The sequence below is a fragment of the Streptomyces sp. Root1310 genome (assembly GCF_001426425.1).
In the GTDB taxonomy this organism is placed as follows: Bacteria; Actinomycetota; Actinomycetes; order Streptomycetales; family Streptomycetaceae; genus Streptomyces.
On sequence record NZ_LMEQ01000012.1, the window covers coordinates 560,032 to 586,274 of the forward strand.

A 26,243-nucleotide genomic window follows, 5' to 3' on the forward strand; every position below is an offset into this window, starting at 1 on the left:
CTCGACCGCCCCACTCCGGCGCCCGTCCCGTTCCGGAGCGCGCCGGGGCCCGCCCCGGAACGAGACGGAGACCGGGGCCGGACCCGCCCCGGAACGAGACGGAGACCGGGGCCGGACCCGCCCCGGAACGAGACGGACGCCAGAACCGGACACGCGTGGCGGCTAGTCGTCGTCCACCGGTACCCCCATGACCTCCCGGCCGTGTCTGTCCGGTACCAGGCCCAGGCGCCAGGCCTGCCAGCCGGACTCCAGGCGGATGCCTCGTTCCAGGAGCAGCCCGTAGGCCTCCAGGCACTCGGTCAGCCGGGTGTCGCGCAGCGGGTGGTGGGTGCGGACCAGCTGGGCCAGTTCCTCCTGGGCGACCGCCGTGCCGACCTCGACCCCGCCCGGGGCCGCGTAGGGCAGCAGGGTGCAGCGCAGGAAGCGGGCCCAGTCCTCGCCGCGCCCGTCGCCGTAGGACGCGAACAGGCCGGCCGCCTCGTCGCACAGGGCCAGGGCCGCCTGCGTACGGGCGTTCCCCGCGTCGACGATCGCGAGCTCCAGGCAGGTCCACGCCTCGCCGTGGGCGACACCGATGCGCTGGAAGTCGGCGCGCGCGTCGACCAGGAGCTGCCGGGCGAAGCCCGAGTTGCGCAGCGAACCGGTCTGGGCGGCGCGCTGGTCCCGGGTCACCCGGGCCGAGTGGTGGCGGGCACAGGCCAGGCCGTAGACGTCACGCATACGGGAGAAGAGGGAGCGGGAACGTTCCAGCTCGCGGACGGCGTGGTCCAGGTCGCCCGTCTCCTCCAGGGCCAGCCCCAGGTAGTAGACCGTCCAGGCCTCACCGCGCGCGTCCTCGTTGTCCCGGTGCCGCGCCGACGCCCGGCGCAGGTCGTCCGCCGCCGGGCCGGGGTCCCCGGAGATGAGCCGGGCCCGGGCCAGCTGGGTCAGGGCCCAGGCCTCGCCGCGGGCGTCGCGGGTGCGGCCGTACAGGTCGAGGGCCTCGCGCAGATCGGTCTCGGCCCGCGGGAGGTCGCCGCGGCGCAGGTTCAGCTGGCCCAGCTGGAAGTGCGCCCACGCCTCGCCGTGCACGGAGCCGCCCTCGCGGTGCAGGACCAGGGAGCGGGTGAGCAGGCCGAGGGCCTCGGCGAGATGCCCCCGGTCCCGCTCCACCGCCGCCAGCGCGTGCATCGTCCAGGCCCGGTCCGTGGCCAGCTCGGGCGCGGCCTGCAGGTCCATCGCCTCGCGCAGCTTCGCCGCCGCCTCGGTCAGCTGGCCCTGGTGGTGCAGGGTGATGCCGAGCGAGCACAGGGCGCGGGCCGCACCCGCGTCGTGGTGGGCCTGGAGATAGAGGTCGACGACCGAGCTGAGCGTCGTACGGGCCTTGTCCAGCTCGCCCAGTTGCCGGGCCGCGATACCGGTACGCCACTGCACGGACCGCACCAGCAGGTCCTGGCCGACCGACTGCGCCAGCTCGCTGATCTCACCGAGCCGGTAGAGGTCGCCGCGCAGCAGGCAGTAGTCGCACAGGGCGCCCAGCAGGCTCAGGACGGCGTTCTGGTCCACGCCCTCCGCGTGCCGCAGTGTCGCCGTGATGAAGCTCGACTCGTCGTCCAGCCAGCGCAGCGCCTCGTCCAGGGAGGTGAAGCCGTGCGGGGTGAAGCGGTCCGAGCGGGTCGACATGTTGCCGTCGACCAGTCGCAGCACGGAGTCGGCGAGCTCGGCGTAGCTGACGATCAGGCGTTCCTGGGCCGCCGAGCGCTCGCTCTGCTCCTCCTCGTCGAGGAGCCGGGCCTGGGCGAAGGCGCGGACCAGGTCGTGCAGGCGGTAGCGGTCCCCGCGGACGTGGTCGACCAGGCCGGCGTCGGCGAGGGCCGTGAGATGGCGGGTCGCCTCCGCACGGTCCGTGGCGAGGAGCGCGGCCGCCGCGCCCGTCCCGAGCGAGGCGCGTCCGGCCAGGGCCAGCCGCCGCAGCAGTCTGCGGGTCACGTCCGGCTGGTCGGTGTAGCGCAGCCACAGGGCGCGCTCGACCGGCTCCACCGGTCCGTACACCCCCAGGTCCGCCGCCAGCGCGCGCGGTGAGCGCGGGCCGAGCGAGGAGCCCACGACCCGCAGCGCCAGCGGCAGTCCGCCGCACAACTCCCTTATCCGGTCGGCGGATTCGGCGTCGTACGGACCGGAGGCGTCCTGGGCGGCGGCGCCCAGCAGTTCCTCCGCGCCCGCCGCGTCCAGGGGGCGCACCGGCAGTTCGTGCACCCACGCGGACAGTTCGGCCGGCAGTTCCAGCGGGGTCCGGGCGGTGACCAGGACCAGGCTGTCGGAACGTTCCGGCACGAGTGCGAGGACCTGTTCGGGGTCCGAGGCGTCGTCCAGGATCACCGTGACCGGCAGGCCGGTCAGGTGCTGCTGGTACAGCTCGGTGAGCCGTTTGACCTGCTGGTCCGCGGAGGAGCGCTCACGGAAGAGGAGCTGCTCGCGGGGCGCGCCGAGCCGGTTCAGCAGGTGCAGCAGGGCGTCCCGGGTGGGCAGTGGCGTCTCCTGGGCGCTGTGGCCGCGCAGGTCCACCACGCAGGCGCCGCGGAACTGGTCGCGCAGATCGTGCGCGGCCCGCACCGCGAGGGTGGTGCGGCCGCTGCCGGGGGGTCCGTGCAGCACGACCACCGTCGGCCGTGTCCGGGTGCTGGCGCGTGCCGCCTGCACCCACTGCCTGAGCTGCCCGAGTTCGGTCCGGCGTCCCGCGAACGGGCCTTTCGCTTCCGGTAGTTGGGCGAACGACTGGGCCAGCACGGTCCGTCCGCGCGCCGCCGCGCTCTTGTCGGCGCCGCGCAGCTGCGGTCCCGGCGCCTTCTTCGGGCCGGTCGTCGCGCTCAGCATCCGCTGCTGATCCAGGAACGGCCGGATGCCGCGTACCTCCAGCGCCGTGAGCCACTGCAGCCGCAGTTGCTCGGCGCCGCCGGGCTGCCCCGCCTCGCCGGCCCGGTGATGCGCGGCCGGCAGATGGGCGCCCGCCACCTTCACGACGGTCGCCGCGGCGCCGACGACGCCGACGGCCACCCCGGCGCCGAGCGCCGTGCCGGGACCGGTGCCCAGAGCGAGATCGGCGACCGCTGTCGTGACGGCGGCAACACCCGCCACCAGCAGGGGAGTCCGCCCGCCCTCCCGCGCGTACCGCTGTCCGAAACTGACCTGGCGGGACTCGGTCTCCTCCAGGGCGCGCGCGTACGCCTCGTACTCCTCGGCCGCCGTCTGCGCCATGGCGTCCAGGGCGCCGCGGGCCCGCGTCATCAGCACCTGCCGGTCGCTGCGCCCGCCGGAGCGCCGTACTTCCTCCTCCACGGCCCGCGCCAACAAGCGTTCGGCTTCCGCCCTATGGCCGTCCCGCATGTTCCGTCCCCCTCCGGAGGTCACAGCTTTCCTTGGTCAAGTGTGCGGCGGGCGGCTCCGCGAAGCGAGGGGGCGAGGGGCCTCGGCTCGCCGAGGCGGTGATCGCCCGGGGGCGCCTGACGCCTGACGAGCGGGGTACTGCGGCAGGATGGACTCCATGCCGAACCGACTGGCCCATGAGACGTCTCCGTACCTCCTCCAGCACGCCGACAACCCCGTCGACTGGTGGCCCTGGTCGGCGGAGGCCTTCGAGGAGGCGCGCAGGCGGGGCGTGCCGGTACTGCTGAGTGTCGGGTATTCGAGCTGTCACTGGTGCCACGTGATGGCGCACGAGTCCTTCGAGGACCAGGCGACGGCCGACCACCTCAACGAGCACTTCGTCAGCGTCAAGGTCGACCGGGAGGAGCGTCCCGACGTGGACGCCGTCTACATGGAGGCCGTGCAGGCGGCCACCGGCCAGGGCGGCTGGCCGATGACCGTGTTCCTGACGCCCGACGCCGAGCCCTTCTACTTCGGGACCTACTTCCCGCCCGCGCCCCGGCAGGGCATGCCCTCCTTCCGGCAGGTGCTGGAGGGGGTGCGGCAGGCCTGGACCGAGCGCCGGGACGAGGTGGCCGAGGTCGCCGGGAAGATCGTCCGGGATCTGGCGGGACGGGAGATCTCCTACGGGGACGGCCTGGCCCCCGGCGAGCAGGAGCTGTCGCAGGCGCTGCTGGGGCTGACCCGGGAGTACGACCCGCAGCGGGGCGGGTTCGCGGGCGCGCCGAAGTTCCCGCCGTCGATGGTGATCGAGTTCCTGCTGCGCCACCATGCGCGGACCGGCGCCGAGGGCGCTCTCCAGATGGCCCGGGACACCTGCGAACGGATGGCCAGGGGCGGGATCTACGACCAGCTCGGCGGAGGGTTCGCCCGGTACTCCGTCGACCGTGACTGGGTCGTGCCGCACTTCGAGAAGATGCTGTACGACAACGCCCTGCTGTGCCGGGTCTACGCCCATCTCTGGCGGGCCACCGGCAGCGAGCTGGCCCGGCGGGTCGCCCTCGAGACGGCCGACTTCATGGTGCGCGAACTGCGCACCGAGCAGGGCGGGTTCGCGTCCGCGCTCGACGCCGACAGTGACGACGGGAGCGGGAAGCACGTCGAGGGCGTGTACTACGTCTGGACACCCGAGCAGCTCACCGAGGTGCTCGGGCCGCAGGACGCCGAGCTCGCCGCCCGCTACTTCGGCGTCACCGAGGAGGGCACCTTCGAGCACGGCTCCTCGGTCCTCCAACTCCCGCAGCAGGAGGAGGTCTTCGACGCGGAGCGGATCGCCGGGATCAAGGAGCGGCTGCTGCGCGAGCGCGGCGGACGGCCGGCCCCGGGCCGGGACGACAAGGTCGTCGCCGCCTGGAACGGGCTCGCGATCGCCGCGCTCGCCGAGACCGGCGCCTACTTCGACCGGCCGGATCTCGTCGAGGCCGCGGTCGGGGCCGCCGATCTCCTCGTCCGGCTGCATCTGGACGAGCAGGCCCGTATCGCCCGGACCAGCAAGGACGGACAGGCCGGGGCCAACGCGGGAGTCCTGGAGGACTACGCGGACGTGGCCGAGGGGTTCCTCGCCCTCGCCTCCGTCACCGGGGAGGGCGTGTGGCTGGAGTTCGCCGGGTTCCTGCTCGATCACGTCCTGGTCCGGTTCGTCGATCCCGAGTCCGGTGCGCTGTACGACACCGCGGCCGACGCCGAGCGGCTCATCCGGCGTCCGCAGGATCCGACCGACAACGCGGTGCCCTCCGGCTGGACCGCTGCCGCCGGCGCGCTGCTGAGCTACGCCGCCCACACCGGGTCGGAGCCCCACCGCACCGCAGCGGAACGGGCGTTGGGCGTCGTGAAGGCGCTCGGACCGCGGGTGCCCCGGTTCATCGGATGGGGGCTGGCCGCCGCCGAGGCGCTGCTCGACGGGCCGCGCGAGGTCGCCGTGGTGGTTCCCGGCACGGCCGATCCGGCTTCGGCGGCGCTGCACCGTACGGCGCTTCTGGGCACCGCGCCGGGGGCCGTCGTCGCGTTCGGCACGACCGGAAGTGACGAGTTCCCGTTGCTCGCCGACCGCCCGCTGATCAACGGTGAACCGACGGCGTACGTCTGCCGTAACTTCACGTGTGACGCGCCGACGACCGATTCCGAGCGACTGCGCACGGCGTTGACCACGGTGATGAGCGGCTGAAACGGCCGGAAACAGCTGCACGGCACGGTCGATCCCGAGGGGAAAGCTGAGCACCTGTTCGGATAAGTCGGGTTACGAGCGGCAGAGTTCCGAAACAATCTATTTATCGGAAGAGTTCCCGGACTTCACAGAGTCCCCCTAGTCTCTCCACAGTGACGCGACGGATGTGACACGCCGTCGTGACAGGGGGCTCTGGGATCTGGGGGGATCTGCTTGCTCACGTCTGTCTTCATCGCTGCCGTCTCACTGGCCTTGTTCTGGATGGCGGCGTTCACCCTGTGGTGGCAGATGCACGCGTGGCGTACGCCCGAAGTGCTCGCCTCCACCCGGTTCAGCAGCCCGGACGGCGACGAACACGTCTCCTTCTCGCTGCTGCTTCCGGCACGGCACGAACAAGCCGTGCTGGACCACACCATCCAGCGGCTGCTGGAATCCGGCCACACCGACTTCGAGATCATCGTCATCGTGGGGCACGACGACCCCGAGACCACGGCGGTGGCCGAGCGGGCCGCCGAACGCGACCCGCGCGTCCGTGTCGTCGTCGACACCCACGAGAAGAAGAACAAGCCGAAGGCCATGAACACGGCGCTGCCGCACTGCCGCGGCGATGTCGTCGGGGTCTTCGACGCCGAGGACCAGGTCCATCCCGAGCTGCTGTCCCATGTCGACCACGCCTTCCGGACCACGGGGGCCGACGTCGTGCAGGGCGGGGTGCAGCTCATCAACTTCCACTCCAGCTGGTACAGCCTGCGCAACTGCCTGGAGTACTTCTTCTGGTTCCGCTCCCGACTCCATCTGCACGCGCAGAAAGGATTCATCCCGCTGGGCGGCAACACCGTCTTCGTACGGACGGACACCCTGCGGGAGGCCGGCGGCTGGGACCCGGACTGCCTGGCCGAGGACTGTGATCTCGGGGTCCGGCTCTCCAGCGTCGGCAAGAAGGTCGTCGTCGCCTACGACTCCGCCATGGTGACCCGGGAGGAGACCCCGGGCTCGCTGATGTCCCTGCTCAAGCAGCGCACCCGCTGGAACCAGGGTTTCCTCCAGGTCTACCGGAAGAAGGACTGGAAGCAACTGCCGGGATTCGGGCAGCGGTTGCTGGCCCGCTACACCCTCATGACACCCTTCCTGCAGGCGTTCTCCGGGGTGATCATCCCGCTCAACGTGGCGATCGCGCTCTTCCTCGACGTGCCCGTCGGGATCGCCTTCGTCACCTTCCTGCCGGCCGTCACCGCACTCGTCACCTTCGTCTTCGAGCTCGTCGGCCTGCACGACTTCGGCAAGCAGTACGGCCTGCGCGTCCGCCTCGTCCACTACCTCAAGCTCGTCGTGGGCGGACCCTTCTACCAGGTCCTCCTCGCGGGAGCCGCGATGCGGGCCGTCTGGCGTGAACAACGCGGCCGCAACGACTGGGAGCTGACCTCGCATGTCGGCGCGCATCTGACCGCCGCCACTCCCGGCCCCGTGGCCGTGGCCGGACCCGTGGCCGCTTCCGATCCCGCAGTGATCCGAGAGGACGTTCCTGCGTGACCTCCACCCTTCCCGCGGTGACCACCGGCACGGTCCCCGCGCAGAGCCGGCCTGTGCCTGATTCACGTTCGACCGGCCGAACGGCTTTGCCGGAGCGGCTGCGCCGATCCCGTCCCGACCTGATCCTGTGCGGCGTGCTCCTCGTGGTGATCCTCGTCGTGCAGGGCTGGAACATCGCGGACTACCCCACCCTCAGCGACGACGAGGGCACCTACCTCGCCCAGGCCTGGGCCGTCCAGGAGGGCAGAGGCCTCGCCCACTACACCTACTGGTACGACCACCCGCCCCTCGGCTGGATCCAGCTCGCCCTGCTGACCTGGATCCCCAAGCTGATCAGCCCCGACTCGATGACCGTCGGCGCGATGCGGCCCGCGATGCTGGTCGTCAGCGCGGTCAGCGCCGTCCTCGTCTACGTCCTCGGGCGGCGGCTGTCGCTGCCCCGGTGGGCGGCCGGACTCGGCATGGCGCTGTTCGGGCTCTCCCCGCTGTCGGTCGTCCTCCAGCGGGAGATCTTCCTCGACAACCTCGCGGTGATGTGGACCCTGGTCGCCTTCACCCTGGCCGCCTCGCCGAGCCGCCACCTCTGGCACCACTTCGGGGCGGGTGTCGCCGCCGCGACGGCCGTGCTCACCAAGGAGACGATGCTCTTCGTCCTCCCCGCGGTGTTCGTCACCATGTGGCGGCACAGCCACCGCGACACCCGTAAGTTCGCCCTCACCGGCGCGGTCACCGCCTGCGTGCTGATCGGCCTCGCCTATCCCCTCTTCGCCCTGCTCAAGGGCGAGTTGCTGCCGGGCGGCGGCCATGTCTCCCTCTGGGACGGCATCGCCTACCAGATGACCAGACCGGGGTCGGGCTTTCTCCTCGACCAGGGCTCGGGATCCCACGGCGCGCTCCGGTCGTGGCTCTACTACGACCGGGTGCTCATCCTCGGCGGCCTCGCGGGCGCGCTGCTGCTCCTGCTCACCTGGCGCCGGTCGGTCACCGCCCGCGCCCTCGCCGGACCGTCGCTGGCGGTGGCGATCCTCGCGCTGGTCGCGATGCGGCCCAGCGGCTATCTGCCCGCGATGTACGTCATCCAGGCGCTGCCCTTCCTCGCGCTCGTCCTCGCCGGCGGCACCGCGAGCGTCGCCCACGCCGTCCTGCGCAGACGCCGTGGACCGGACGAGGCACGGTGGCGGACCGGCGGCCGCTACGCCCTCGCGGCCGTCCTCGCCCTGGCGGCGGGCGCGTATGTCGTCCCGCGCTGGTACGACGGCGACCGCACCGCCGTCACCGCCGACGCCAACGCCCCCTACCGGGCCGCCTCCGCATGGCTGGCCACGGCGGTCGAGGACCCGGCCGGCACCCGTGTCCTGGTCGACGACGCGCTCTGGCTGGACCTGGTGCACGCCGGGTACCGGCCCGGACCCGGGGCCATCTGGTTCTACAAGGCCGACCTCGACCCGGCCGTCACCAAGACCCTGCCGAACGGCTGGCGGGACATCGACTACGTCGTCGCCTCGCCGACCGTCCGGCGGGACGCGAGCGACCTGCCGCAGGTCGGGGCGGCTCTCGAGCACTCGACACCGGTGGCCACCTTCGGCTCCGGTGCGGACCGGATCGAGATCCGGCGGATCCAGACCGACTCCGGAGGCGTCCGATGAACCACGAACACACCGAGTACAGCGCCCCCGTCCCCGATCCGGGCGCCGCCGTGAGCGAGCCGAAGGGGCGCGGCGGTGCCGAGGGGGCGAGCGCGCGCAGGCCCGAAGGGCTGACCGTGATCGGCCTTGCGGCACCGGCAGGAGCACCCCGGAGGCGAGCCGGTGAAGCGGTGCTCGCCGAGCCCGGCGCGGTCACCATCGTCGTGCCGACCTTCAACGAGTCGGCGAACATCCGCCAACTGCTGCACCGGATCACCGAGTCGGTGCCGTCCCGGCTGCCCTGCGAGGTCGTCTTCGTGGACGACTCCACCGACGACACCCCCGAGGTCATCCGGGACGCGGCGCGCGACTGCCCGTTCCCGGTGACCGTGCTGCACCGGGAGGAACCGGTCGGGGGGCTCGGCGGCGCGGTCGTCGAGGGGATGAGGACGGCCGGGTCGGACTGGATCGTCGTCATGGACGGCGACTGCCAGCACCCCCCGTCCCTGGTACCGGAGCTGGTGGCCACCGGGGAGCGGACGAACGCCGGGCTCGTCGTCGCCTCCCGCTACATCAAGGGCGGCAGCCGCGCCGGGCTCGCGGGCAGCTACCGGGTGGCCGTCTCCCGCGGGGCCACCTGGCTCACGAAGTCCCTGTTCCCGCGGAAGCTGCACGGCATCAGCGATCCGATGAGCGGGTTCTTCGCGATCCGGCGCAGCGCGGTCACCGCCGACGTCCTCAGGCCGCTCGGTTACAAGATCCTCCTCGAACTCGCCGTCCGCAGCCGCCCGCGCGCGGTCGGCGAGGTCCCGTTCGTCTTCGAGGAGCGCTTCGCCGGAGAGTCCAAGTCGAGCGCGCGGGAGGGCTTCCGCTTCCTGCGCCACCTCGTCGGACTGCGCACCGCGTCGCCGGTCGCCCGCATGGTCGGCTTCGGGCTGATCGGGGCGACCGGGTTCCTGCCCAACCTGCTGGGCCTGTGGGCGCTCACCGCCGCCGGACTGCACTACGTGCCGGCCGAGATCCTCGCCAACCAGCTCGGCGTCGCCTGGAACTTCGTCCTCATCGAACATCTGCTGTTCCGCGACCGCCGGGCCCATCGCCGCTGGTGGGACAGGGCCGGCCGGTTCGCGCTGCTCGCCAACGCCGATCTGGTGCTGCGCATCCCGCTGATCGCGCTGTTCGTGCACCGGTTCGGGATGGGCGCGCTGTCCGCGACCGCCCTGGCGCTGGTGACGACGTTCGTCGTGCGCTTCGCCGGTACCGAGGCGCTGGTCTACCTCCCCCGCAGGAGGCCGCGGGGGAGCCGCACCGCAAGGAGAGCCGTGTGAACAGACGCCGCAGACGGATCGCGATGCTGGCGGTGGCCGGCCTCACCGGAGGCCTGTTGCTGGCCGGCCCGCAGCCCGCGTCCGCCGCCAACCTCATCAAGAACGCCGGCTTCGAGACGGCGGGTACGGACGGCATGCCGTACTGCTGGGAGAAGTCGGGCTGGGGCGACAACGACTTCACCTTCACGCACACCCCGGACGCGCACACCGGCGCCAGGGCGATGAAGGTGACGCTGACCCGCCGGGTCGACGGCGACCGCAAGGCGCTGATCACCGAGTCGGCGGAGTGCGCGCCCGCGGTGACGCCGGGCAGGCAGTACGACCTGTCGCTCTGGTACAGGTCGACGACCCCCGACACCTCCCTCACCCTCTTCCGGCACGACCCGGTGGCGGGCTGGCAGTACTGGACCGACCTCAAGACGCTGGACATGGCGTCCGCCTATACCCGGGCCGACGTGCGCACCCCTGCGGTGCCGGCCGGCACCGACCGCATCACCTGGGGCGTCTCCGTCTACGGGACCGGCTCGGTGACCACCGACGACTACACCATGGAGCAGGTGCCGGACGTCCTCCCGCCCGCGACCTGCACCGGCACCGCGGACCAGTGCGCCAACGGCCGCTGGGACGTGCTGCCCACGCAGAACCCGGTCCGCTCCATGCACTCCGTCGTCCTCCACAACGGCAAGGTGCTGCTGATCGCGGGCTCCGGCAACAGCGAGGAGCAGTTCGCCGCGGGCACGTTCACGTCGGCGGTGTACGACCCGGCGAACGGCAGCTACAAGGTCGTCCCCACGCCGAAGGACATGTTCTGTTCCGGGCACGTGCAGCTGCAGGACGGGCGCGTCCTCGTGATGAGCGGCAACAAGGCCTACCCGGTGGCCGGCGGGCACGGCTACGAGGGCTTCAAGGACTCGTACGTCTTCGATCCCGTCACCGAGACGTACAGCAGGACCAACGACATGAACGACGGCCACTGGTACCCGTCGGCCACGGTCATGGGCAACGGTGACGTGCTGTCCTTCGGCGGGCTGCGCGAGGACTCGACGGGATCGGTGACGGCCGAGCTGTTCTCGCAGGCCGAGCAGCAGTGGCAGCCGCTGTGGAAGGTCCACCAGACCTGGTCGTACTGGGGTCTGTACCCGTCGATGATCCTGATGCAGGACGGCCGCCTCTTCTACTCGGGCAGCCATGTCTTCGGCAACAACATCCCGGGCACGGGTGCGGCGGTCTACGACTACGACGCCAACACGGTCACCCAGATCCCCGGCCTGCAGAACAAGGACCAGCGCGACCAGTCGGCGAGCGTCCTGCTGCCTCCGGCGCAGGACCAGCGGGTCCTCACCCTCGGCGGCGGCAACATCGACTCCAACCCGGACGGCAACCGGCTCACCGACGTCATCGACCTGAAGGCCGCGAACCCGTCGTACGTCGCCGGACCGCCGCTCCCGCAGGGCACCGTCGACCTCGGCAACGGGCCGGTGCCCGAGACCGGCGCCCAGGGCAAGATGTACGTCTCCGCCGTGCTCCTGCCCGACGGCAAGGTGCTGGAGACGGGCGGCGCGCTGCACAACCGGGCCGACCCGGTCTTCGAGTCGTCGCTCTACGACCCCGGCACCAACACCTTCGATCCCGTCGCCGCCGACCCGCAGGCCCGGGGCTACCACTCGTCCTCGTTCCTGCTGCCCGACGGCCGGGTGATGTCGACCGGCGACAACCCGGGCAACGGCACCTGGAACCACAACGTGTCGATCTACACCCCGCCCTATCTGCTCAAGGGCACCCGGCCGGCGATCACGTCGGTCATCGACACGGAGTGGACGTACGGCGACACCCAGCGCATCACGGTCGACCGGCCCATCGCCAAGGCCGAGCTGATCCGCCCGGCGGCGGTGACCCACTCCTCCGACCCGAACCAGCGCTTCGTGGACCTCCCGCTGGCCGTCGACGGCAACAACGTCGACCTCAACGTGACGAGCAACCCCAACCTGGCGCCGCCGGGCTGGTACATGCTCTTCGCGGTGGACGCGAACGGGGTGCCGTCGGTGGCGAAGTGGGTGCACCTCCAGGGCCCGGCCGGACTCGCCGCGGACTCCGCGTCGACGTTCTCGGTGTCCTCGGGCACCGGGGCCGCACCGCACGTGCACTCCTTCGCCGACGACCTGACCGGCAAGGTCACCGGACCGGGCAGGAAGCGGACCTCGCAGGCGGTCGGCCCGACCGTCTCCGGCTGCGACCGGCACTACGGCTCGGTCAACGTGTGCGTGCCGACGGCGTTCCCGGCGAAGGTGAGGAAGACGACGGCCGCCCGCTGCTCCTGGCTCGCGGCCAACGACTACGGGCGGCTGAAGGTCAACGGCAAGGACGACCCGCTGGGGCTCGACCCCGACCGGGACGGGCTCGCGTGCGGAAAGGGTGACCTGCGCGGGAGCTAGGGCAGGCGCTGTCCGGTGAACTCCGCCAGGGCGCGCTCCACGATGGCCACCAGCTGATCGTGGTGCGCGCCCTTCCAGTAGGCGCGCCCGCAGGACAGGCACTGCGCGAACACGTCGTACGACTGCCGCGTGCCGTGGCGCAGCTGGTCGGCGACCTCCTCCTTGGTGGCCTCGCGCAGCAGACCGTTGCAGGCGGTGCACCTCGTCCAGGGAAGCAGCTCGGGCGCGAACCGGTCGAGGACGTCGCGGAGCTGCTCCTCGGGGTCGGTGCTGTAGACGTACGCACCCGCCCACAGTTCGCGCCGCCGCAGCAGGCCCCGGTCCCGGCTGAGCATGACGCGCTGTTCGGCCGCCGACCGGGTGGCGAGCGCCGGGTCGCCGATGTCGGTCGACTCGTACGCCGTGTCCACACCGAGCAGACGCATCCGGCGGGCCAGCGTGCCGAGGTGGACGTCGAGGAGGAAGCGCAGCGGCGCTCCCGGGATCCGCTGGGGGCGGGCCACCGGGCGGACGGTCACCGACTCGCCGGCGGCGGGGATGTGCGAGACCGGTACCGCGCGGCCGTCGACGAGCAGGGTGCCGACCTCGGTGAGGGGCACCCCGAGCGACTCGACGACATGGCCGAGGGTGGAGACGCCGTCGACGGCGAGCGCGGTGGCTCCGGCGCGCCGTGCTTGCGGGACGAACAGGGCCAGCTCCGGGGCGACTTCGACGCGGATCTCGAAAGCGTTCACCTGGTCAGGATGGCACGGGGGAGGGGCGGGGGCTCAGCGGTTTTCCTTGCTCAGGCCGTGTTCCAGGACGTCCAGGGTGCGGTCGAGGAGGGCGCCGAAGTCGTCCTCGTGGCCGTGCTCGCCCCAGTACAGGGCCGTCTCCATCAGACCGCCGAGCAGGGACATCGTGTAGACGCGGACCTCCAGACTGCCGGGGTCGCGGCCGGAGCGCTCGCCTATCGCGTCGCAGAGCATGCGGCCGAGGACCGACATGCTCTCCATCATCCGCGAGCGCACCGCCGGCACCTGGACCATCAGGTGGGTGCGCAGCCGGGCCATTTCCGGGTCCTCGTCGAAGCCCATGCGGGCGCCTTCGCGCATCACGTACCGCATGGTGTCCGCCACCGCCTCATGGGCGGGCCGGGAGCGCAGCAGCGCCAGCAGGATCGGATCCTGCTCGTCGGTGAGGACGATGTCCTCCTTGGTCGGGAAGTAGCGGAAGACGGTGGACGGCGACACCTCGGCGCGCTCGGCGATCTGGTCGATCGTCGTGGCGTCGTACCCCTGCTCCGTGACCAGCGCGTAGGTCGCGGCGCGGATCGCCTCGCGGGTCTTGGTCTTCTTGCGCTCCCGGAGACCCGGCTGCGGGTGGTCGGCGGGAGAACTGGTGCGTGCGGCCGTCATGGGCTCATTGTCGGGCATCGGCCGCGGGGGTGACCAAGCCGGGACCGGCGTCCCCGGCCCCGCCCTCCACCACGTCGTTGCCCCCGGCGTGCGCGGTTCCCGGCAGGAACGCGGCCGCCAGCAGCGCGGCGGCCAGGGCGGCCACGCCGCACACCAGCAGCACCAGGCTCATGCCGTGGACGTACGCGGAGTCCGCCGAGGCGGCGAGGTCGGTCAGGTGCGCCTTCTCGGCGATCACATGGGCGGCGACCACCGAGTCCCCGGCGGTGTCGGCGGTCCCCGGAGGCAGACCGGTGACGTCGAGGCGGTCGCGGAAGGCGCTCGCGAGCAGGCTGCCGAGCAGCGCGACGCCGATGGCGGCGCCGACCTGGCGCAGGGTCATCAGCAGACCGGATCCGCTGCCGGCGCGGTCGGTGGGCAGGGTGCCCAGGGCGCCGGCCATCGCGGGCACGATCGAGAAGCCGAAACCGAACCCGACGATCGACAGCCACAGTGCCGTGAAGCCGTAGCCGGAGTCGACCGTCGTCCGGCTGGCCAGCAGCATGGCGAAGGCCAGCACCACCAGGCCCGCGCTCACCACCGCCCGCGCCCCGAACCGGACCACGACGGGCTGCGCGGCCCGCGCGGCGACGATCAGACCGCCCATCATCGGCAGCAGCCGCACCCCCGTGCCGAGGGCGTCGTTGCCGAGGACGGCCTGGAGGTACTGCGGCAGGACGAACAGCAGGCCGGACAGCACGAACATGAGCAGGGTCGCCGCGAGTGTGTTGAACAGGAAGCCGCGGTGGGCGAGCAGCCCCATGTCGAGCATGGGCCGCGCGGCGCGGCGCTCGCGCAGGACCAGCGCGGTGATCAGTACGACGGCCGTGGCGTCCGTCGCGAGGACCAGCGGGTCGCCCCAGCCCCGGGTGGGTGCCTCGATGATCGCGTAGATGAGGGCGCCGAGACCGGCCGCGGTGAGCGCGGTGGAGACGATGTCGACCTCGGGGGAGGCCGGGTCGCGGGTCTCGGGCAGCAGGAAGACGCAGGCGGCGATGCCGATCGCGGCCATCGGGATGTTGATGAGGAAGACCGAGCCCCACCAGAAGTGGTTGAGCAGCCAGCCGCCGATGATCGGCCCGAGCGGCAGGCCCAGCGTCGAGCCGGCCGAGACGATGCCGACGGCCTTGGTGCGCTCTTCCGGCGCGAACAGCGAGGGCAGCACCGACAGCGCGAGCGGCGTGACCAGCGCGGCCCCGACGCCCATCACGGCGCGGGCGGCGATCACCGCGTGCACGTCCCCGGCCAGGGTGCCGACGAGCGAGCCGACGAGGAAGATCCCCAGCCCGGTGATCAGCATGTTCCGCCTGCCGAAGCGGTCGCCCAGCAGGCCGGCGGGGAGCATCAGGGCCGCGAAGACGACGATGTACGCGTCCGCCATCCACTGCTGCTGACCGGTGCCGGCGCCGAGCTGCTCCGCCATCGTCGGGAGGGCCACATTGAGGATCGTCGTGTCGAAGCCGAGCGTGAGCATGCTCGCGACCAGGGCCCCCAGGGCCCACCAGCGGCGTGGGTCGGGCCCCACCGCGGCAGTGTTCGTGACAGTAACCATGAAATGAAAGTAACTCTCAAAAGATGGTGAGTGTCAATCGCCATGGACTCCCGGTATGTGGCTCCGGGGCACGGAAGGGCAACGGAAAAAGGGCCACGGCTGGGAAGCCGTGGCCCTGAAAAGGCGGAGAAGCGGTGTCATCCGTGCTGGTAGGCCACCAGCGAGATGCCGACGTAGTGCACGACGAACGCGGCGAGGGTCAGCGAGTGGAAGACCTCGTGGAAGCCGAACCAGCGCGGTGACGGGTTGGGTCGCTTGATGCCGTAGATCACACCGCCCGCGCTGTAGAGAAGCCCGCCGACGATCACCAGGACCATGACGGCGATGCCCCCCGCCCGCATGAAGTCCGGCAGGAAGAAGACGGCCGCCCAGCCCATCGCGATGTAGCAGGGCGTGTACAGCCAGCGCGGGGCGCCGACCCAGAAGACCCGGAAGGCGATGCCCGCGATCGCGGCGGCCCAGATGCTCCACAGCAGCCACTGCCCCTTCGACTCCGGCAGGAGCAGCAGGGTGAGCGGTGTGTAGGTGCCCGCGATGATCAGGAAGATGTTCGCGTGGTCGAGTCTGCGCAGGATGCCGTCCATGCGCGCGTTCCAGTCGCCGCGGTGGTAGAGCGCGCTCACACCGAACAGCAGGCACGCGGTGAGGGCGTAGATGCCGCAGGCGATGCGGCCGCGGGTGGAGTCGGCGAGGGCGGTGAGCACGAGGCCGGAGACGAGGGCGGCCGGAAACATGCCGAGATGCAGCCAGCCGCGGAGCTTGGGCTTGACCGGATGCGGCAGGGAGAGCGCGACGGGACCGCGGCCGGCGGCCGGCGTGTCCGTTGGAGCGTCGGGGACGGGCGCAGTCATGCCCCGAATCGTACCTACGGAACCGTAGGTTGCGGATCTGCCCGGCGTGGCGAAGGGCGAAGAGTGGCCATCGTCTCACGGGGGCCGGGTCAAGAGGCCGTCGGCTGAACGTCATGTGGACGCAAAACATCGCCCCTACACGTGGCCATCCTCACTCCGCTCACCTGTGAGGCCCTCTGGACATATGGGCGGTAGCATCGGATGATCAAATGAGTGCGGTCGACACCGGATGAGCGCCAAGGTCACCATCCGAAGCATCCGGGTCGCAGCCCCCACGGGGCCTCCAAACAAAAATCCCTCATTTAGGAGCAATCGTGGCGCGCGACATCGCGGCTCCCCCCGTCATCCCCACCGACCACCAGGAACTCGTCTCCTGGGTGAACGAGATCGCCGAACTGACGCAGCCGGACAACGTGGTCTGGTGTGACGGATCCGAGGCCGAGTACGAGCGACTGTGCGACGAGCTCGTGGAGAAGGGCACCTTCAAGAGGCTCGACCCGGTTCAGCGCCCGAACTCCTACTACGCCGCCTCCGACCCCACCGACGTCGCCCGCGTCGAGGACCGCACCTTCATCTGCTCCGAGAAGGAGGAGGACGCCGGCCCGACCAACCACTGGAAGGCGCCCGCCGAGATGCGGGAGATCTTCTCCGGTGAGAAGGGGCTGTTCCGCGGCTCCATGCGCGGCCGCACGATGTACGTCGTCCCCTTCTGCATGGGCCCGCTGGGCTCCGACCTCTCCGCGATCGGCGTCGAGATCACCGACTCCGCCTACGTCGCCGTGTCCATGCGCACCATGACCCGCATGGGACAGCCGGTGCTGGACGAACTCGGCACCGACGGCTTCTTCGTGCGTGCCGTGCACACGCTCGGAGCGCCGCTGGCCGAGGGCGAGGCGGACGTCCCGTGGCCGTGCAACCAGACCAAGTACATCTCGCACTTCCCCGAGAGCCGCGAGATCTGGTCCTACGGCTCCGGCTACGGCGGCAACGCCCTGCTCGGCAAGAAGTGCTACGCCCTGCGCATCGCGTCCGTCATGGCCCGCGACGAGGGCTGGCTCGCCGAGCACATGCTGATCCTCAAACTGACCCCGCCGCAGGGCGAGTCCAAGTACGTCGCCGCCGCCTTCCCGAGTGCCTGCGGCAAGACCAACCTCGCCATGCTGGAGCCCACCGTCTCCGGCTGGACGGTCGAGACCATCGGCGACGACATCGCCTGGATGCGCTTCGGCGAGGACGGCCGCCTGTACGCCATCAACCCCGAGGCCGGTTTCTTCGGCGTGGCGCCCGGCACCGGTGAGCACACCAACGCCAACGCGATGAAGACGCTCTGGGGCAACTCGGTCTTCACCAACGTCGCCCTCACCGACGACAACGACATCTGGTGGGAGGGCATGACGGAGGAGACTCCCGCCCACCTCACCGACTGGAAGGGCAACGACTGGACGCCGGAGTCCGGCACCCCCGCCGCCCACCCCAACGCCCGCTTCACCGTCCCCGCCGCGCAGTGCCCGATCATCGCGCCCGAGTGGGAGGACCCCAGGGGCGTGCCGATCTCGGCGATCCTCTTCGGCGGCCGACGCGCCTCCGCGGTCCCGCTGGTGACGGAGTCCTTCGACTGGAACCACGGCGTCTTCCTCGGCGCCAACGTGGCCTCCGAGAAGACCGCCGCCGCCGAGGGCAAGGTCGGCGAGCTGCGCCGCGACCCCTTCGCCATGCTGCCGTTCTGCGGCTACAACATGGGCGACTACATGGGCCACTGGGTCGACGTCGCCAAGGGCAAGGACCCGTCGAAGCTCCCGAAGATCTACTACGTCAACTGGTTCCGCAAGAACGAGGCGGGCAAGTTCGTCTGGCCCGGCTTCGGCGAGAACAGCCGCGTGCTGAAGTGGATCGTGGAGCGCCTGGACGGCAAGGCCGAGGGCGTCGAGACCCCGATCGGCATCCTGCCGACCAAGGACGCCCTCGACACCAAGGGCCTCGAACTGGCCGACTCCGACCTCGAGTTCCTCCTGACCGTGGACAAGGAGGTCTGGCGCGAGGAGGCCTCCCTGGTCCCCGAGCACCTCAACACCTTCGGCGACCACACCCCGAAGGAACTGTGGGACGAGTACCGCGCGCTGGTGCAGCGCCTGGGCTGAGGCCCACCGAGAGCTCCGCGGCCGGCACGGGATTGCCCTGACCAGTGATCGTCACGGCCGGCCGCGGTGCGATGCGGCGAGCCGCGTACAACGGCGTACGCGGCCATGGGCCTGTCGTCGTCTCCCCGTCCGCCCCGACGAGGAGACGACGACAGGCCTTCGCCTATGTGGGCCGCCCGTCGGGCGAACGGTCCCGCAGGTACCGCGTGTGCGTCTCCTGGCGGCGCGCCTCGATCTCCCGGAGCCGAGGTCGAAGGAGTCCTTGATGCCGAGGCGGCGCTGCTCCGGGGAGCGTCACCTCCTCGCGGTCGCGGAAGTCACCGGTGAGTCCTGCGAGGGCGGCCTTCAGCCGGCTCAGCCGGTCGCCCTCCATCGAGCCGGAGGTGTCCAGGACGTACACGGTCCGCGACGGGCGGCGCAGTTCGTTCTCGTAGGCGTCGAGCAGCCCGTCGGCGACCGAGCGGCTGCCGGGGAAGGGCAGTTCGCGGCGGCGGGTGGTGTCGAGGCCGGCCGCGGGCGGTACGGAGGCGACGACCGGGCGGCGGTGCGTCCGGTGGGTGATCAGCCGCTGGACCGCCTCGGTGCGCAGGGCGTCGGTGACGCGCTTGACGTCCTCGCGGGTCGCCGCGTCGGTCGCGGCGAGGGAGGAGAGCGGGTGGCGAGGGCCTTCACCACGTCCGGGTCGGCGAAGAACTCCGCCTTCTCCGACCCGATCACCATCCGCACGGTCTTCGTTGCCGTGCTCTTGTCCTCATCGCTGCGGCCCGCGACGACGGCGACCACCACACCCGCCGTCAGCAGTACCGCGAGGACGATTCCCGCGATGCGTCTCACAGGGGGAGCGTGCTCGCGGAACCCCGCATTCCCGGGTGGTCCGGGGAACGAGGGGTGAAGGGGGTGACCCGGAACGCAACGGGAAGGGGAGGTTCCGATCAGGGCCGGATCAGGGCCGGATCAGGGCCGGATCAAGAGGAATCGGGGTGGATCCAGGTGGATCCAGGTGGATCCAGGTGGAACGAAGTGGATCGGGGTGGATCGGGGCGTAAAAAAAATGGCGCCCGGTCCGCGCGTCGCTGCGGGTGCACGCGGACCGGGGCCGTTCATGGTCCCCGGAGGGAAGGCCCGGCGAGGGGTGGTGCCGGGGAGGGGGTTCACCGGGAGGGTGGCCCCGGTGAAGAGGTTCAGCCGGCGGTGCTCAGTTCCTTGTCCTCCACCAGGGCGGCCGCGTGCGCGTCCATGCGCTGGGCCGCCAGGATCGCCGCCGCGGTGTCCGCGCGGGACGCGGCGACGAGGAGGGCGCGGCCCGCCAGGGCGTGCGCCCGCTCGTGCAGGACCGCGAGGCCCGGCGCCGGGTCGGCGGCGAGGGCGGCGCGGACCGGCGTCCGCCCGCCGCGCAGCCGGGTCACCTGCTGCGCGAGCCGCGCGGCCGCGGTGTCCAGGTCGGCGGACGGTGCCGCCGCGCGGAGCTCGTCGGTGACGGCGAGCAGCGCCGCGAGATGTGCTGCGAGCTGGATGTCCAGCTCCTCCTCGCGGGAGCGGTGGGGGAAGTCCGAGGGCTTGCCGGCCATCGTGGTGTGGGCGGACCCACGGGAAGCGGGGGTGCGGATCGGCTCGTACATGAGGATGGCCTCCTGTGCTGTCAGGAAACCATCCTAGCTTGGATCTCGTCTAAAGTTGAGCCGTCCATAAAACCGCCGCTAGGGCTGGCTGTAGCCGTCCAGGAAGCGGGCGATCCGGCCCACGGCGTCCCGCAGATCCGTCGCCGTCGGCAGTGTGACGACCCGGAAGTGGTCCGGCTCCGGCCAGTTGAAGCCGGTGCCCTGGACGACCATGATCTTCTCCTGGCGCAGCAGGTCCAGGACCATCTGCCGGTCGTCCTTGATCTTGAAGACGGTGGGGTCCAGGCGCGGGAAGAGATACAGCGCCCCCTTCGGGCGGACGCAGGTCACGCCCGGGATCTGCGTCAGCAGCTCGTACGCCGTGTCCACCTGCTCCTTGAGCCGTCCGCCCGGCAGCACCAGGTCCTGGATCGTCTGACGCCCGCTGAGCGCGGCCACCACACCGTGCTGTCCCGGCATGTTCGCGCACAGGCGCATGTTGGCCAGGATCGTCAGACCCTCGATGTAGGAGTCGGCGTGCGCGCGCGGACCGGAGATCGCCATCCAGCCGACCCGGTACCCGGCCACCCGGTACGCCTTCGACATGCCGTTGAAGGTGAGGGTCAGCAGGTCCGGGGCGACCTTGGCGGTCGGGGTGTGCGTGGCGCCGTCGTAGAGGATCTTGTCGTAGATCTCGTCCGAGCAGACCAGGAGGTTGTGGCGGCGCGCGATGTCCGTCAGTCCCCGGATCATCGCCTCGTCGTACACCGCGCCCGTCGGATTGTTCGGGTTGATGATGACGATCGCCTTGGTGCGGTCGGTGATCTTGCGCTCGACGTCGGCGAGGTCGGGCATCCAGTCCGACTGCTCGTCGCACCGGTAGTGCACCGCGGTGCCGCCGGAGAGCGAGACGGCGGCGGTCCACAGCGGGTAGTCGGGGGCCGGTACGAGGACCTCGTCCCCGTCGTCCAGCAGCCCCTGCATCGCCATGACGATCAGCTCGGACACGCCGTTGCCGATGAAGACGTGCTCGACGTCGGTCTCGATGCCCAGTGTCTGGTTGTGCATCACCACGGCCCTGCGCGCGGCCAGCAGGCCCTTCGCGTCGCCGTAGCCGTGTGCCGTCGAGACGTTGCGGAGGATGTCCTCCAGGATCTCCGGCGGGCAGTCGAAGCCGAAGGCGGCGGGGTTGCCGGTGTTCAGCTTGAGGATGCGGTGACCAGCCGCTTCCAGGCGCATCGCCTCCTCGAGAACCGGACCCCGGATCTCGTAACAGACGTTGGCGAGCTTGGTCGACTGGATCACCTGCATGTCTGGGAGCTTACGGCCCGGTAATGCTTCCGGGGGCGTGTTTCCCGCCACGTGAGACGGGTGGTTTGGGTCGTTATCGCCGGTAGCTGTCCCAGGAGTCACTCCTGTCCCTACAATCCGCGGCATGTTCAGGCCAGGTGAGAGTGGCGTGCCTCCGGTACGGCCGATCGTGTACGACCCGTATGCCGAGACCGATGCGGCGCCGTACGAGCGGTACGCCGATCCGGCGGCCGCCCATGGATGGGAGAACGCGTACGACGAGACCGCCGAGCTGCCTCGGGTGCGCCCTGCGGAGGGGGTGCCGGGCGGCCGCGGGGACCGTCGGCGCGCCGCGCGCCGGACGGGCGGCCGGCCCTCGCGCCGCGTGCTGACCGCCGCCGGGGCGGTCGGGGCGGTGGCGCTGGCCGCGGTGGTGGCGGGGCTGTCCCTCTCCGGGGATCCGGCCGGGGATCAACCGGGCAGGCAGGGGGACACGCGCTCGGCGCCGGACGGCACGGTGAGCCCGTCGGACGGACCGGCTTCGGCCGGGAGCGGCTCCGCCGCGGCCGCGGAGCCGACTCCCTCCGCTTCGGTCGCCCCGGTGCCGTCCGAGGGGGTCACGGCGTCCGGGGCACCCTCCGCCGGGTCGTCGGCCGACGCCGCCACCAGTCCGGCGCCGAGCGGCACGTCCTCCGCCTCGGCGTCCGGGTCCGGGAAGGGCAATCCCGGGAAGGGGCGGGGCCGGGACAAGGGGGGCAGGTAGGCCGGGGCACCCCAGGAGCCGGGCGCCACCGGAGCCGGGGCCCCCGCGGCTGAAAAGCGACCCTTGTTCTCTCCCCTCTGCGCACTAACAATGCGCATGACAAAACAGCGGGCGGCCGGAAGATCTCCGGTCGCCCTGTCGTAAGAGGGGACCCCCACATGAGAAAGCCTCTCGTTGCCGCGTTCTTCGCCCTGGCCATCGCCGGGGCGGGTGCGGCACCCGCGGTCGCCGCGCCGGTGAGCGCGAAGCCCGCGACGGCTCCCGCGGCCGCGGCTTCCGCGATCACGGCCAAGGCGGACACCGCCGCCGCGCCGACGCTCCAGGCCGTCAACCTCGCAGGGACCGTCGCGCTCAGCAACTGTTCCGGCTCCGTCGTCCGCTTCCCGAACTCCCTGGACACCGACCCCGCGCTGGTGCTCTCCAACGGCCACTGCCTGTCGACCGGCTTCCCGGAGCCCGGCGAGGTGCTCGTCAACCAGGCCTCCAGCCGTACCTTCGGCCTGCTCAACTCCGCCGGCACCCGGGTCGCGACCCTGCGCGCCAGCAAGCTGGCCTACGGCACGATGACCGACACGGACGTCTCGATCTACCAGCTCACCAGCACGTACGCCACGATCAAGAACTCGTACGGGATCTCCGCACTGACCGTGCAGGACACCCACCCGACCGCCGGCACCGCCATCACCGTGGCGTCCGGCTACTGGAAGCGGCTCTACAGCTGCAACATCGACGGGTTCGTGTACCGCCTGAAGGAGGGCGACTGGACCTGGAAGGACTCGGTCCGTTACACCTCCGCCTGCCAGACCATCGGCGGCACCTCCGGCTCGCCGGTGATCGACCAGTCCACCGGCAAGGTCGTCGCCGTCAACAACACCGGCAACGAGGACGGCGCCCGCTGCACGGAGAACAACCCCTGTGAGGTCGACGCGAGCGGCAACGTCACCGTCCGCCAGGGCATCAACTACGCCCAGGAGACCTACCTGATCCCGGCCTGCTTCACCACCGGCAACCAGCTCAACCTGAGCGCGGCCGCCTGCACCCTGCCCAAGCCGTAGGGCTCGGGCCACCGGGCGCGGCGGTCCGTCACACGGGACTGCGACGGACCGCCCGCCCCGCCAGTACGTCCGTGCGCCGGCCGTCCTCGATGACGAAGCGGCCGTCGATCAGGACGTGCGGGATGCCGGTGGGCAGGGTGCGCGGGGCTTCGTAGGTGGAGCCCGCCGCCACGGTCCGCGGGTCGAAGAGCACCAGGTCGGCGCGGTGGCCCTCGCGGACCAGGCCCCGGTCCGGCAGGCGCAGGCGGGCCGCCGGACGGCCGGTCAGGTGCGCCACGCACTCCTCCAGGGACAGGATCCCCGCCTCCCGCACGTAGTGGCCGAGGTAGCGCGGGAACGTGCCGTACGCCCGCGGATGCGGCTTGGCGCCCGTCAGGACGCCGTCCGAGCCGCCCGTGTGGACGCGGTGGCGCATGATCGTGCGGACGTTCTCCTCGTGGCCCACGTGCTGGAGGATCGTGGGGGCCAGCCGGTCCTCCAGGAGGAGGCGGCGGGCCGTCGTCCAGGGCTCCTCGCCGCGCAGGAGCGCCGACGCGTGGACCGTACGGCCCACGTGGTCCGCCAGCCGTTCGTCGCCCACGCCCGAGATCTCGATCGTGTCCCAGTCCACCGGCACTCCGTGGCAGCCGTCCGCCCCGGTCACCTCCAGGTCGTGGCGGACGCGGGCGGCCGTGTCGTCGTCCGCGAGGCGGCGCAGGATCTCCGGCGGGCCGCCCTCGCTCGCCCAACTGGGCAGCAGGGCCGCCAGGGTCGTGCAGCCGGGGGTGTAGGGGTAGGTGTCGAGGGTGATGTCGGCGCCGGCTGCCAGGGCCTCGTCCAGAAGGGTCAGGAGCTCCGGGGCGCGGCCCTCGTTCACGCCGAAGTTCATGGTGGCGTGGGCGAGGTGCAGCGGGCAGCCCGCCTCGCGGGTCAGCTCGACCATCTCCGCGTACGCCTCGAGAGCGCCGGCCCCGTAACTGCGGTGGTGGGGGCAGTAGTAGCCGCCGTAGGACGCCACCACGCGGCACAGTTCGGTGAGTTCGGCGCCGCGCGCGTACATGCCGGGCGTGTACGTCAGCCCGGAGGACAGTCCGACGGCGCCCTGCTCCAGTCCCTCCGCGACCAGGCGGCGCATCCGGTCCAGCTCCCGGCCGGTGGCCGGGCGGTCCTCCCAGCCGACGACCAGGGCGCGGAGGGTGCCCTGGGGGATGAGGTAGGCCGCGTTGACGGCGATGCCCCGGCCCTCGAAACCGCGGTCGAGGCGGTCCAGGTACTCGCCGACCGAACGCCAGTCGAAGTCGACGTCGTCGCCGTGGCCGTTCCAGCCGGTGATGGCCCGGCGGACCCCTTCGAGGGTGCGGTCGTCGACCGGGGCGTACGACAGCCCGTCCTGGCCGAGGACTTCGAGGGTGACGCCCTGTGCGGCCTTGGCGCTGTGGTCGGGGTCGCGCAGCAGGGCGAGGTCGCTGTGCGCGTGCATGTCGATGAAGCCGGGGGAGAGGACCAGCCCCTCCGCGTCCAGCTCCCGTACCGCCTTCGGGCGCTGGCAGCCGGCGGCCGCCGCCTCCTTCACGATCGAGACGATCCGGCCGTCGTCGATCAGCACGTCCGCGCGGTAGGAATCCGCGCCGGTGCCGTCGACGACGTCCGCGTCCCGGATGACGAGGTCTTCCACGTTCCGACTCCCTAGAAGAATGTGCGGATGTAGTCGACGACGGTGCCGTCCGCCTCGGCCAGCGGGATCAGCGGCCACTTGTCGAAGGACGTGCAGGGGTGGGAGAGGCCCAGGCCGACCCAGTCGCCGACCTCGACGTCCGCCTCCGGGCCGGTGCGCAGCCAGGCGTGCTGGTCGGAGAGCGCGGTCACCGAGACGCCGGTGGCCGGGCGTTCCGTGCCGTCGCGGCGGATCACCTGGGCGAACGGCAGGTCCAGGTCGTAGGCCGCGTCCCGCTTGCCCGCGTTGACGAACGCCTGGTCCGGGGCGGGGCGGGAGACGACCTGGGTCCACAGCCGGAACGCGGGCTCCAGCGCGCCCTCCTCGGGGACCCGGTTGAACGGGGTCAGCCTGCGGTAGTGGCCGTCGTCGTGCGAGACGTACGCGCCGGAGCGCAGCAGCTTCAGCACCGGCAGGGAGAGTCCGGGGATCCCGGCGAAGACCTCGGCGACCGTGTCGAACCAGGCGCTGCCGCCCGCGCTGACCACGATCTCCTCGGCGCCCGCGAACCGTCCCGCCTCGTCGAAGCCGACGGCGAGGGAGACCAGTCGGTGCAGCCAGGCCCGTACCCGCTCCGGGTCGGCCCGCGGGACCTCGCCCTCGTAGCCCGCGACCCCGACCAGCCGCAGGGTCGGCGCGGCGGCCACCGCGTCCGCGACGGCCGCGCACTCCGTCTCGGTGCGGACCCCGGTGCGGGCGCCCTCGCCCGCGGCCAGTTCGACGACGACGTCCAGGGGGCGCCGGGCGCCACGCAGGGCGGTGTCCATCAGCTCGGCCCCGCGCACCGAGTCGACGTAGCAGACGAACCGGAAGCCGGGGTCGGCGTCGAGCTGTGCGGAGATCCAGCGCAGGGCGGCCGGGTCCACCAGTTCGTTGGCGAGGAAGATCCGCCGGACGCCGAAGGCCCGGGCCACCCGCACCTGGTGCGGGACGGCGAGGGTGATGCCCCAGGCGCCGCGGTCGATCTGGCGCCGGAAGAGCTGCGGGGCCATGGAGGTCTTGCCGTGCGGGGCGAAGGCGAGCCCGTGGCGGGTCGCGTAGGTCTCCATGAGGGCGAGGTTGTGTTCGAGGCGCTCGGCGGAGAGCGCCAGCACGGGGGTCGCGAAGCCGCCGGTGAAGAGGTTGCGGCGCTGGGCGGCGAGCTCGCCGACGGTGAGTCCGTCGGCGTCCGGAGGGAGGCCCTTGAAGCGGTGGTCGACGCGTTCCCCGGCCAGTCGGGCGAGCGCCTCGGATGCCTCGGTACCCATGGAACCTCCTGATCAGGAGCGTTGCACAAGCTGCAACGTCCATTGCGTATATCGCTTACCGCTGTCTAACATCTCGGCCAACGCGGGGTCAACGGAGCCTCCCCCAGCCTTCGGCCGGGGGGACCCCATCTCGCTTCGC

The 26,243-nt window shown here is 71.6% G+C and carries 17 protein-coding genes and 2 pseudogenes; 8 read left to right on the plus strand and 11 right to left on the minus strand.

What is annotated here, in order from left to right; genetic code table 11:
- Window positions 1-162 precede the first annotated feature (162 nt).
- The gene (locus ASD48_RS20730) at window positions 163-3,363 is read right to left on the minus strand and encodes a tetratricopeptide repeat protein (protein ID WP_057603115.1); all 3,201 of its coding nucleotides are present in this window, start codon (window positions 3,361-3,363) and stop codon (window positions 163-165) included.
- Window positions 3,364-3,520: 157 nt separating this feature from the next.
- On the opposite strand from ASD48_RS20730, the gene ASD48_RS20735 reads away from it, so the two are divergent.
- The 5 genes from ASD48_RS20735 (at window position 3,521) to ASD48_RS20755 (ending at window position 12,481) form a co-directional block, all read left to right on the plus strand.
- Window positions 3,521-5,566: a thioredoxin domain-containing protein gene (locus ASD48_RS20735; protein ID WP_057603116.1), complete on the plus strand. Its 2,046-nt coding sequence runs from the start codon at window positions 3,521-3,523 to the stop codon at window positions 5,564-5,566.
- 213 nt (window positions 5,567-5,779) lie between these two features.
- Entirely contained in the window at window positions 5,780-7,096 is a 1,317-nt protein-coding gene (locus tag ASD48_RS20740; protein WP_057603117.1) for a glycosyltransferase, read from the plus strand.
- Entirely contained in the window at window positions 7,093-8,742 is a 1,650-nt protein-coding gene (locus ASD48_RS20745; RefSeq protein ID WP_057603118.1) for a phospholipid carrier-dependent glycosyltransferase, read from the plus strand. Before ASD48_RS20740 ends, ASD48_RS20745 begins: the two co-directional genes overlap by 4 nt.
- The gene (locus ASD48_RS20750; RefSeq protein WP_242432667.1) at window positions 8,739-10,049 is read left to right on the plus strand and encodes a glycosyltransferase family 2 protein; all 1,311 of its coding nucleotides are present in this window, start codon (window positions 8,739-8,741) and stop codon (window positions 10,047-10,049) included. The genes ASD48_RS20745 and ASD48_RS20750 overlap by 4 nt, the downstream gene beginning before the upstream one ends.
- Before the next feature lie 23 nt (window positions 10,050-10,072).
- Window positions 10,073-12,481, plus strand: a complete 2,409-nt coding sequence (locus ASD48_RS20755) for a galactose oxidase-like domain-containing protein (RefSeq protein WP_057603119.1) — start codon at window positions 10,073-10,075, stop codon at window positions 12,479-12,481.
- On the opposite strand, the gene ASD48_RS20760 is transcribed toward ASD48_RS20755, so the two are convergent.
- From ASD48_RS20760 to ASD48_RS20775, 4 genes are all read right to left on the minus strand, one after another.
- Window positions 12,478-13,215 (minus strand): Mut7-C RNAse domain-containing protein, encoded by a 738-nt coding sequence (locus tag ASD48_RS20760; protein ID WP_057603120.1) that lies wholly within the window; start codon window positions 13,213-13,215, stop codon window positions 12,478-12,480. The two genes, ASD48_RS20755 and ASD48_RS20760, sit on opposite strands and share 4 nt — an antisense overlap.
- 33 nt (window positions 13,216-13,248) lie before the next feature.
- Window positions 13,249-13,878: a TetR family transcriptional regulator gene (locus ASD48_RS20765; RefSeq protein ID WP_057603121.1), complete on the minus strand. Its 630-nt coding sequence runs from the start codon at window positions 13,876-13,878 to the stop codon at window positions 13,249-13,251.
- 4 nt (window positions 13,879-13,882) lie between these two features.
- Window positions 13,883-15,469: a DHA2 family efflux MFS transporter permease subunit gene (locus ASD48_RS20770; protein ID WP_057603122.1), complete on the minus strand. Its 1,587-nt coding sequence runs from the start codon at window positions 15,467-15,469 to the stop codon at window positions 13,883-13,885.
- Between the two features lie 137 nt (window positions 15,470-15,606).
- Window positions 15,607-16,320, minus strand: coding sequence for a hemolysin III family protein (locus tag ASD48_RS20775; RefSeq protein ID WP_057603123.1), 714 nt, complete (start codon window positions 16,318-16,320; stop codon window positions 15,607-15,609).
- Window positions 16,321-16,634: 314 nt separating this feature from the next.
- On the opposite strand from ASD48_RS20775, the gene ASD48_RS20780 reads away from it, so the two are divergent.
- Complete coding sequence (locus ASD48_RS20780; RefSeq protein ID WP_057603124.1) at window positions 16,635-18,458, plus strand: phosphoenolpyruvate carboxykinase (GTP); 1,824 nt, start codon at window positions 16,635-16,637, stop codon at window positions 18,456-18,458.
- A 289-nt stretch (window positions 18,459-18,747) separates the two neighbouring features.
- Here the strand turns inward: ASD48_RS20780 and ASD48_RS45340 are convergent.
- From ASD48_RS45340 to ASD48_RS20795, 4 genes and pseudogenes are all read right to left on the minus strand, one after another.
- A pseudogene (locus ASD48_RS45340) lies at window positions 18,748-19,116 on the minus strand (hypothetical protein); the annotation flags it as partial.
- Window positions 19,110-19,292: pseudogene (locus ASD48_RS42155) on the minus strand (hypothetical protein); the annotation flags it as partial. The pseudogenes ASD48_RS45340 and ASD48_RS42155, both read right to left, overlap by 7 nt.
- A 347-nt stretch (window positions 19,293-19,639) precedes the next feature.
- On the minus strand, window positions 19,640-20,077 hold the full coding sequence (locus ASD48_RS20790) for a hypothetical protein (protein WP_057603126.1): 438 nt from the start codon (window positions 20,075-20,077) through the stop codon (window positions 19,640-19,642).
- A 78-nt stretch (window positions 20,078-20,155) separates the two neighbouring features.
- Window positions 20,156-21,367 (minus strand): pyridoxal phosphate-dependent aminotransferase, encoded by a 1,212-nt coding sequence (locus tag ASD48_RS20795; protein WP_057603127.1) that lies wholly within the window; start codon window positions 21,365-21,367, stop codon window positions 20,156-20,158.
- 124 nt (window positions 21,368-21,491) lie between these two features.
- Here ASD48_RS20795 and ASD48_RS42160 point away from each other — a divergent pair, with 124 nt between their 5' ends.
- Both ASD48_RS42160 and ASD48_RS20805 read left to right on the plus strand, forming a co-directional pair.
- Window positions 21,492-22,109: a hypothetical protein gene (locus ASD48_RS42160; RefSeq protein WP_079073876.1), complete on the plus strand. Its 618-nt coding sequence runs from the start codon at window positions 21,492-21,494 to the stop codon at window positions 22,107-22,109.
- A gap of 158 nt (window positions 22,110-22,267) precedes the next feature.
- Window positions 22,268-23,164: a serine protease gene (locus ASD48_RS20805; RefSeq protein WP_057603129.1), complete on the plus strand. Its 897-nt coding sequence runs from the start codon at window positions 22,268-22,270 to the stop codon at window positions 23,162-23,164.
- Between the two features lie 28 nt (window positions 23,165-23,192).
- On the opposite strand, the gene ASD48_RS20810 is transcribed toward ASD48_RS20805, so the two are convergent.
- Complete coding sequence (locus ASD48_RS20810) at window positions 23,193-24,818, minus strand: D-aminoacylase (RefSeq protein ID WP_057603130.1); 1,626 nt, start codon at window positions 24,816-24,818, stop codon at window positions 23,193-23,195.
- An 11-nt stretch (window positions 24,819-24,829) separates the two neighbouring features.
- Window positions 24,830-26,104, minus strand: coding sequence for an amino acid deaminase (locus ASD48_RS20815; RefSeq protein WP_057603131.1), 1,275 nt, complete (start codon window positions 26,102-26,104; stop codon window positions 24,830-24,832).
- Window positions 26,105-26,243 lie beyond the last annotated feature (139 nt).

Bases quoted from the DNA above. Each gene is read 5' to 3' on its own strand.
- ASD48_RS42160 (WP_079073876.1), top strand. From the start codon at position 21,492: ATGTTCAGGCCAGGTGAGAGTGGCGTGCCTCCGGTACGGCCGATCGTG.
- ASD48_RS20775 (WP_057603123.1), bottom strand. From the start codon at position 16,320: ATGACTGCGCCCGTCCCCGACGCTCCAACGGACACGCCGGCCGCCGGC.
- ASD48_RS20805 (WP_057603129.1), top strand. From the start codon at position 22,268: ATGAGAAAGCCTCTCGTTGCCGCGTTCTTCGCCCTGGCCATCGCCGGG.
- ASD48_RS20750 (WP_242432667.1), top strand. From the start codon at position 8,739: ATGAACCACGAACACACCGAGTACAGCGCCCCCGTCCCCGATCCGGGC.
- ASD48_RS20790 (WP_057603126.1), bottom strand. From the start codon at position 20,077: ATGTACGAGCCGATCCGCACCCCCGCTTCCCGTGGGTCCGCCCACACC.
- ASD48_RS20735 (WP_057603116.1), top strand. From the start codon at position 3,521: ATGCCGAACCGACTGGCCCATGAGACGTCTCCGTACCTCCTCCAGCAC.
- ASD48_RS20755 (WP_057603119.1), top strand. From the start codon at position 10,073: ATGCTGGCGGTGGCCGGCCTCACCGGAGGCCTGTTGCTGGCCGGCCCG.
- ASD48_RS20815 (WP_057603131.1), bottom strand. From the start codon at position 26,104: ATGGGTACCGAGGCATCCGAGGCGCTCGCCCGACTGGCCGGGGAACGC.
- ASD48_RS20765 (WP_057603121.1), bottom strand. From the start codon at position 13,878: ATGACGGCCGCACGCACCAGTTCTCCCGCCGACCACCCGCAGCCGGGT.
- ASD48_RS20795 (WP_057603127.1), bottom strand. From the start codon at position 21,367: ATGCAGGTGATCCAGTCGACCAAGCTCGCCAACGTCTGTTACGAGATC.
- ASD48_RS20770 (WP_057603122.1), bottom strand. From the start codon at position 15,469: ATGGTTACTGTCACGAACACTGCCGCGGTGGGGCCCGACCCACGCCGC.
- ASD48_RS20730 (WP_057603115.1), bottom strand. From the start codon at position 3,363: ATGCGGGACGGCCATAGGGCGGAAGCCGAACGCTTGTTGGCGCGGGCC.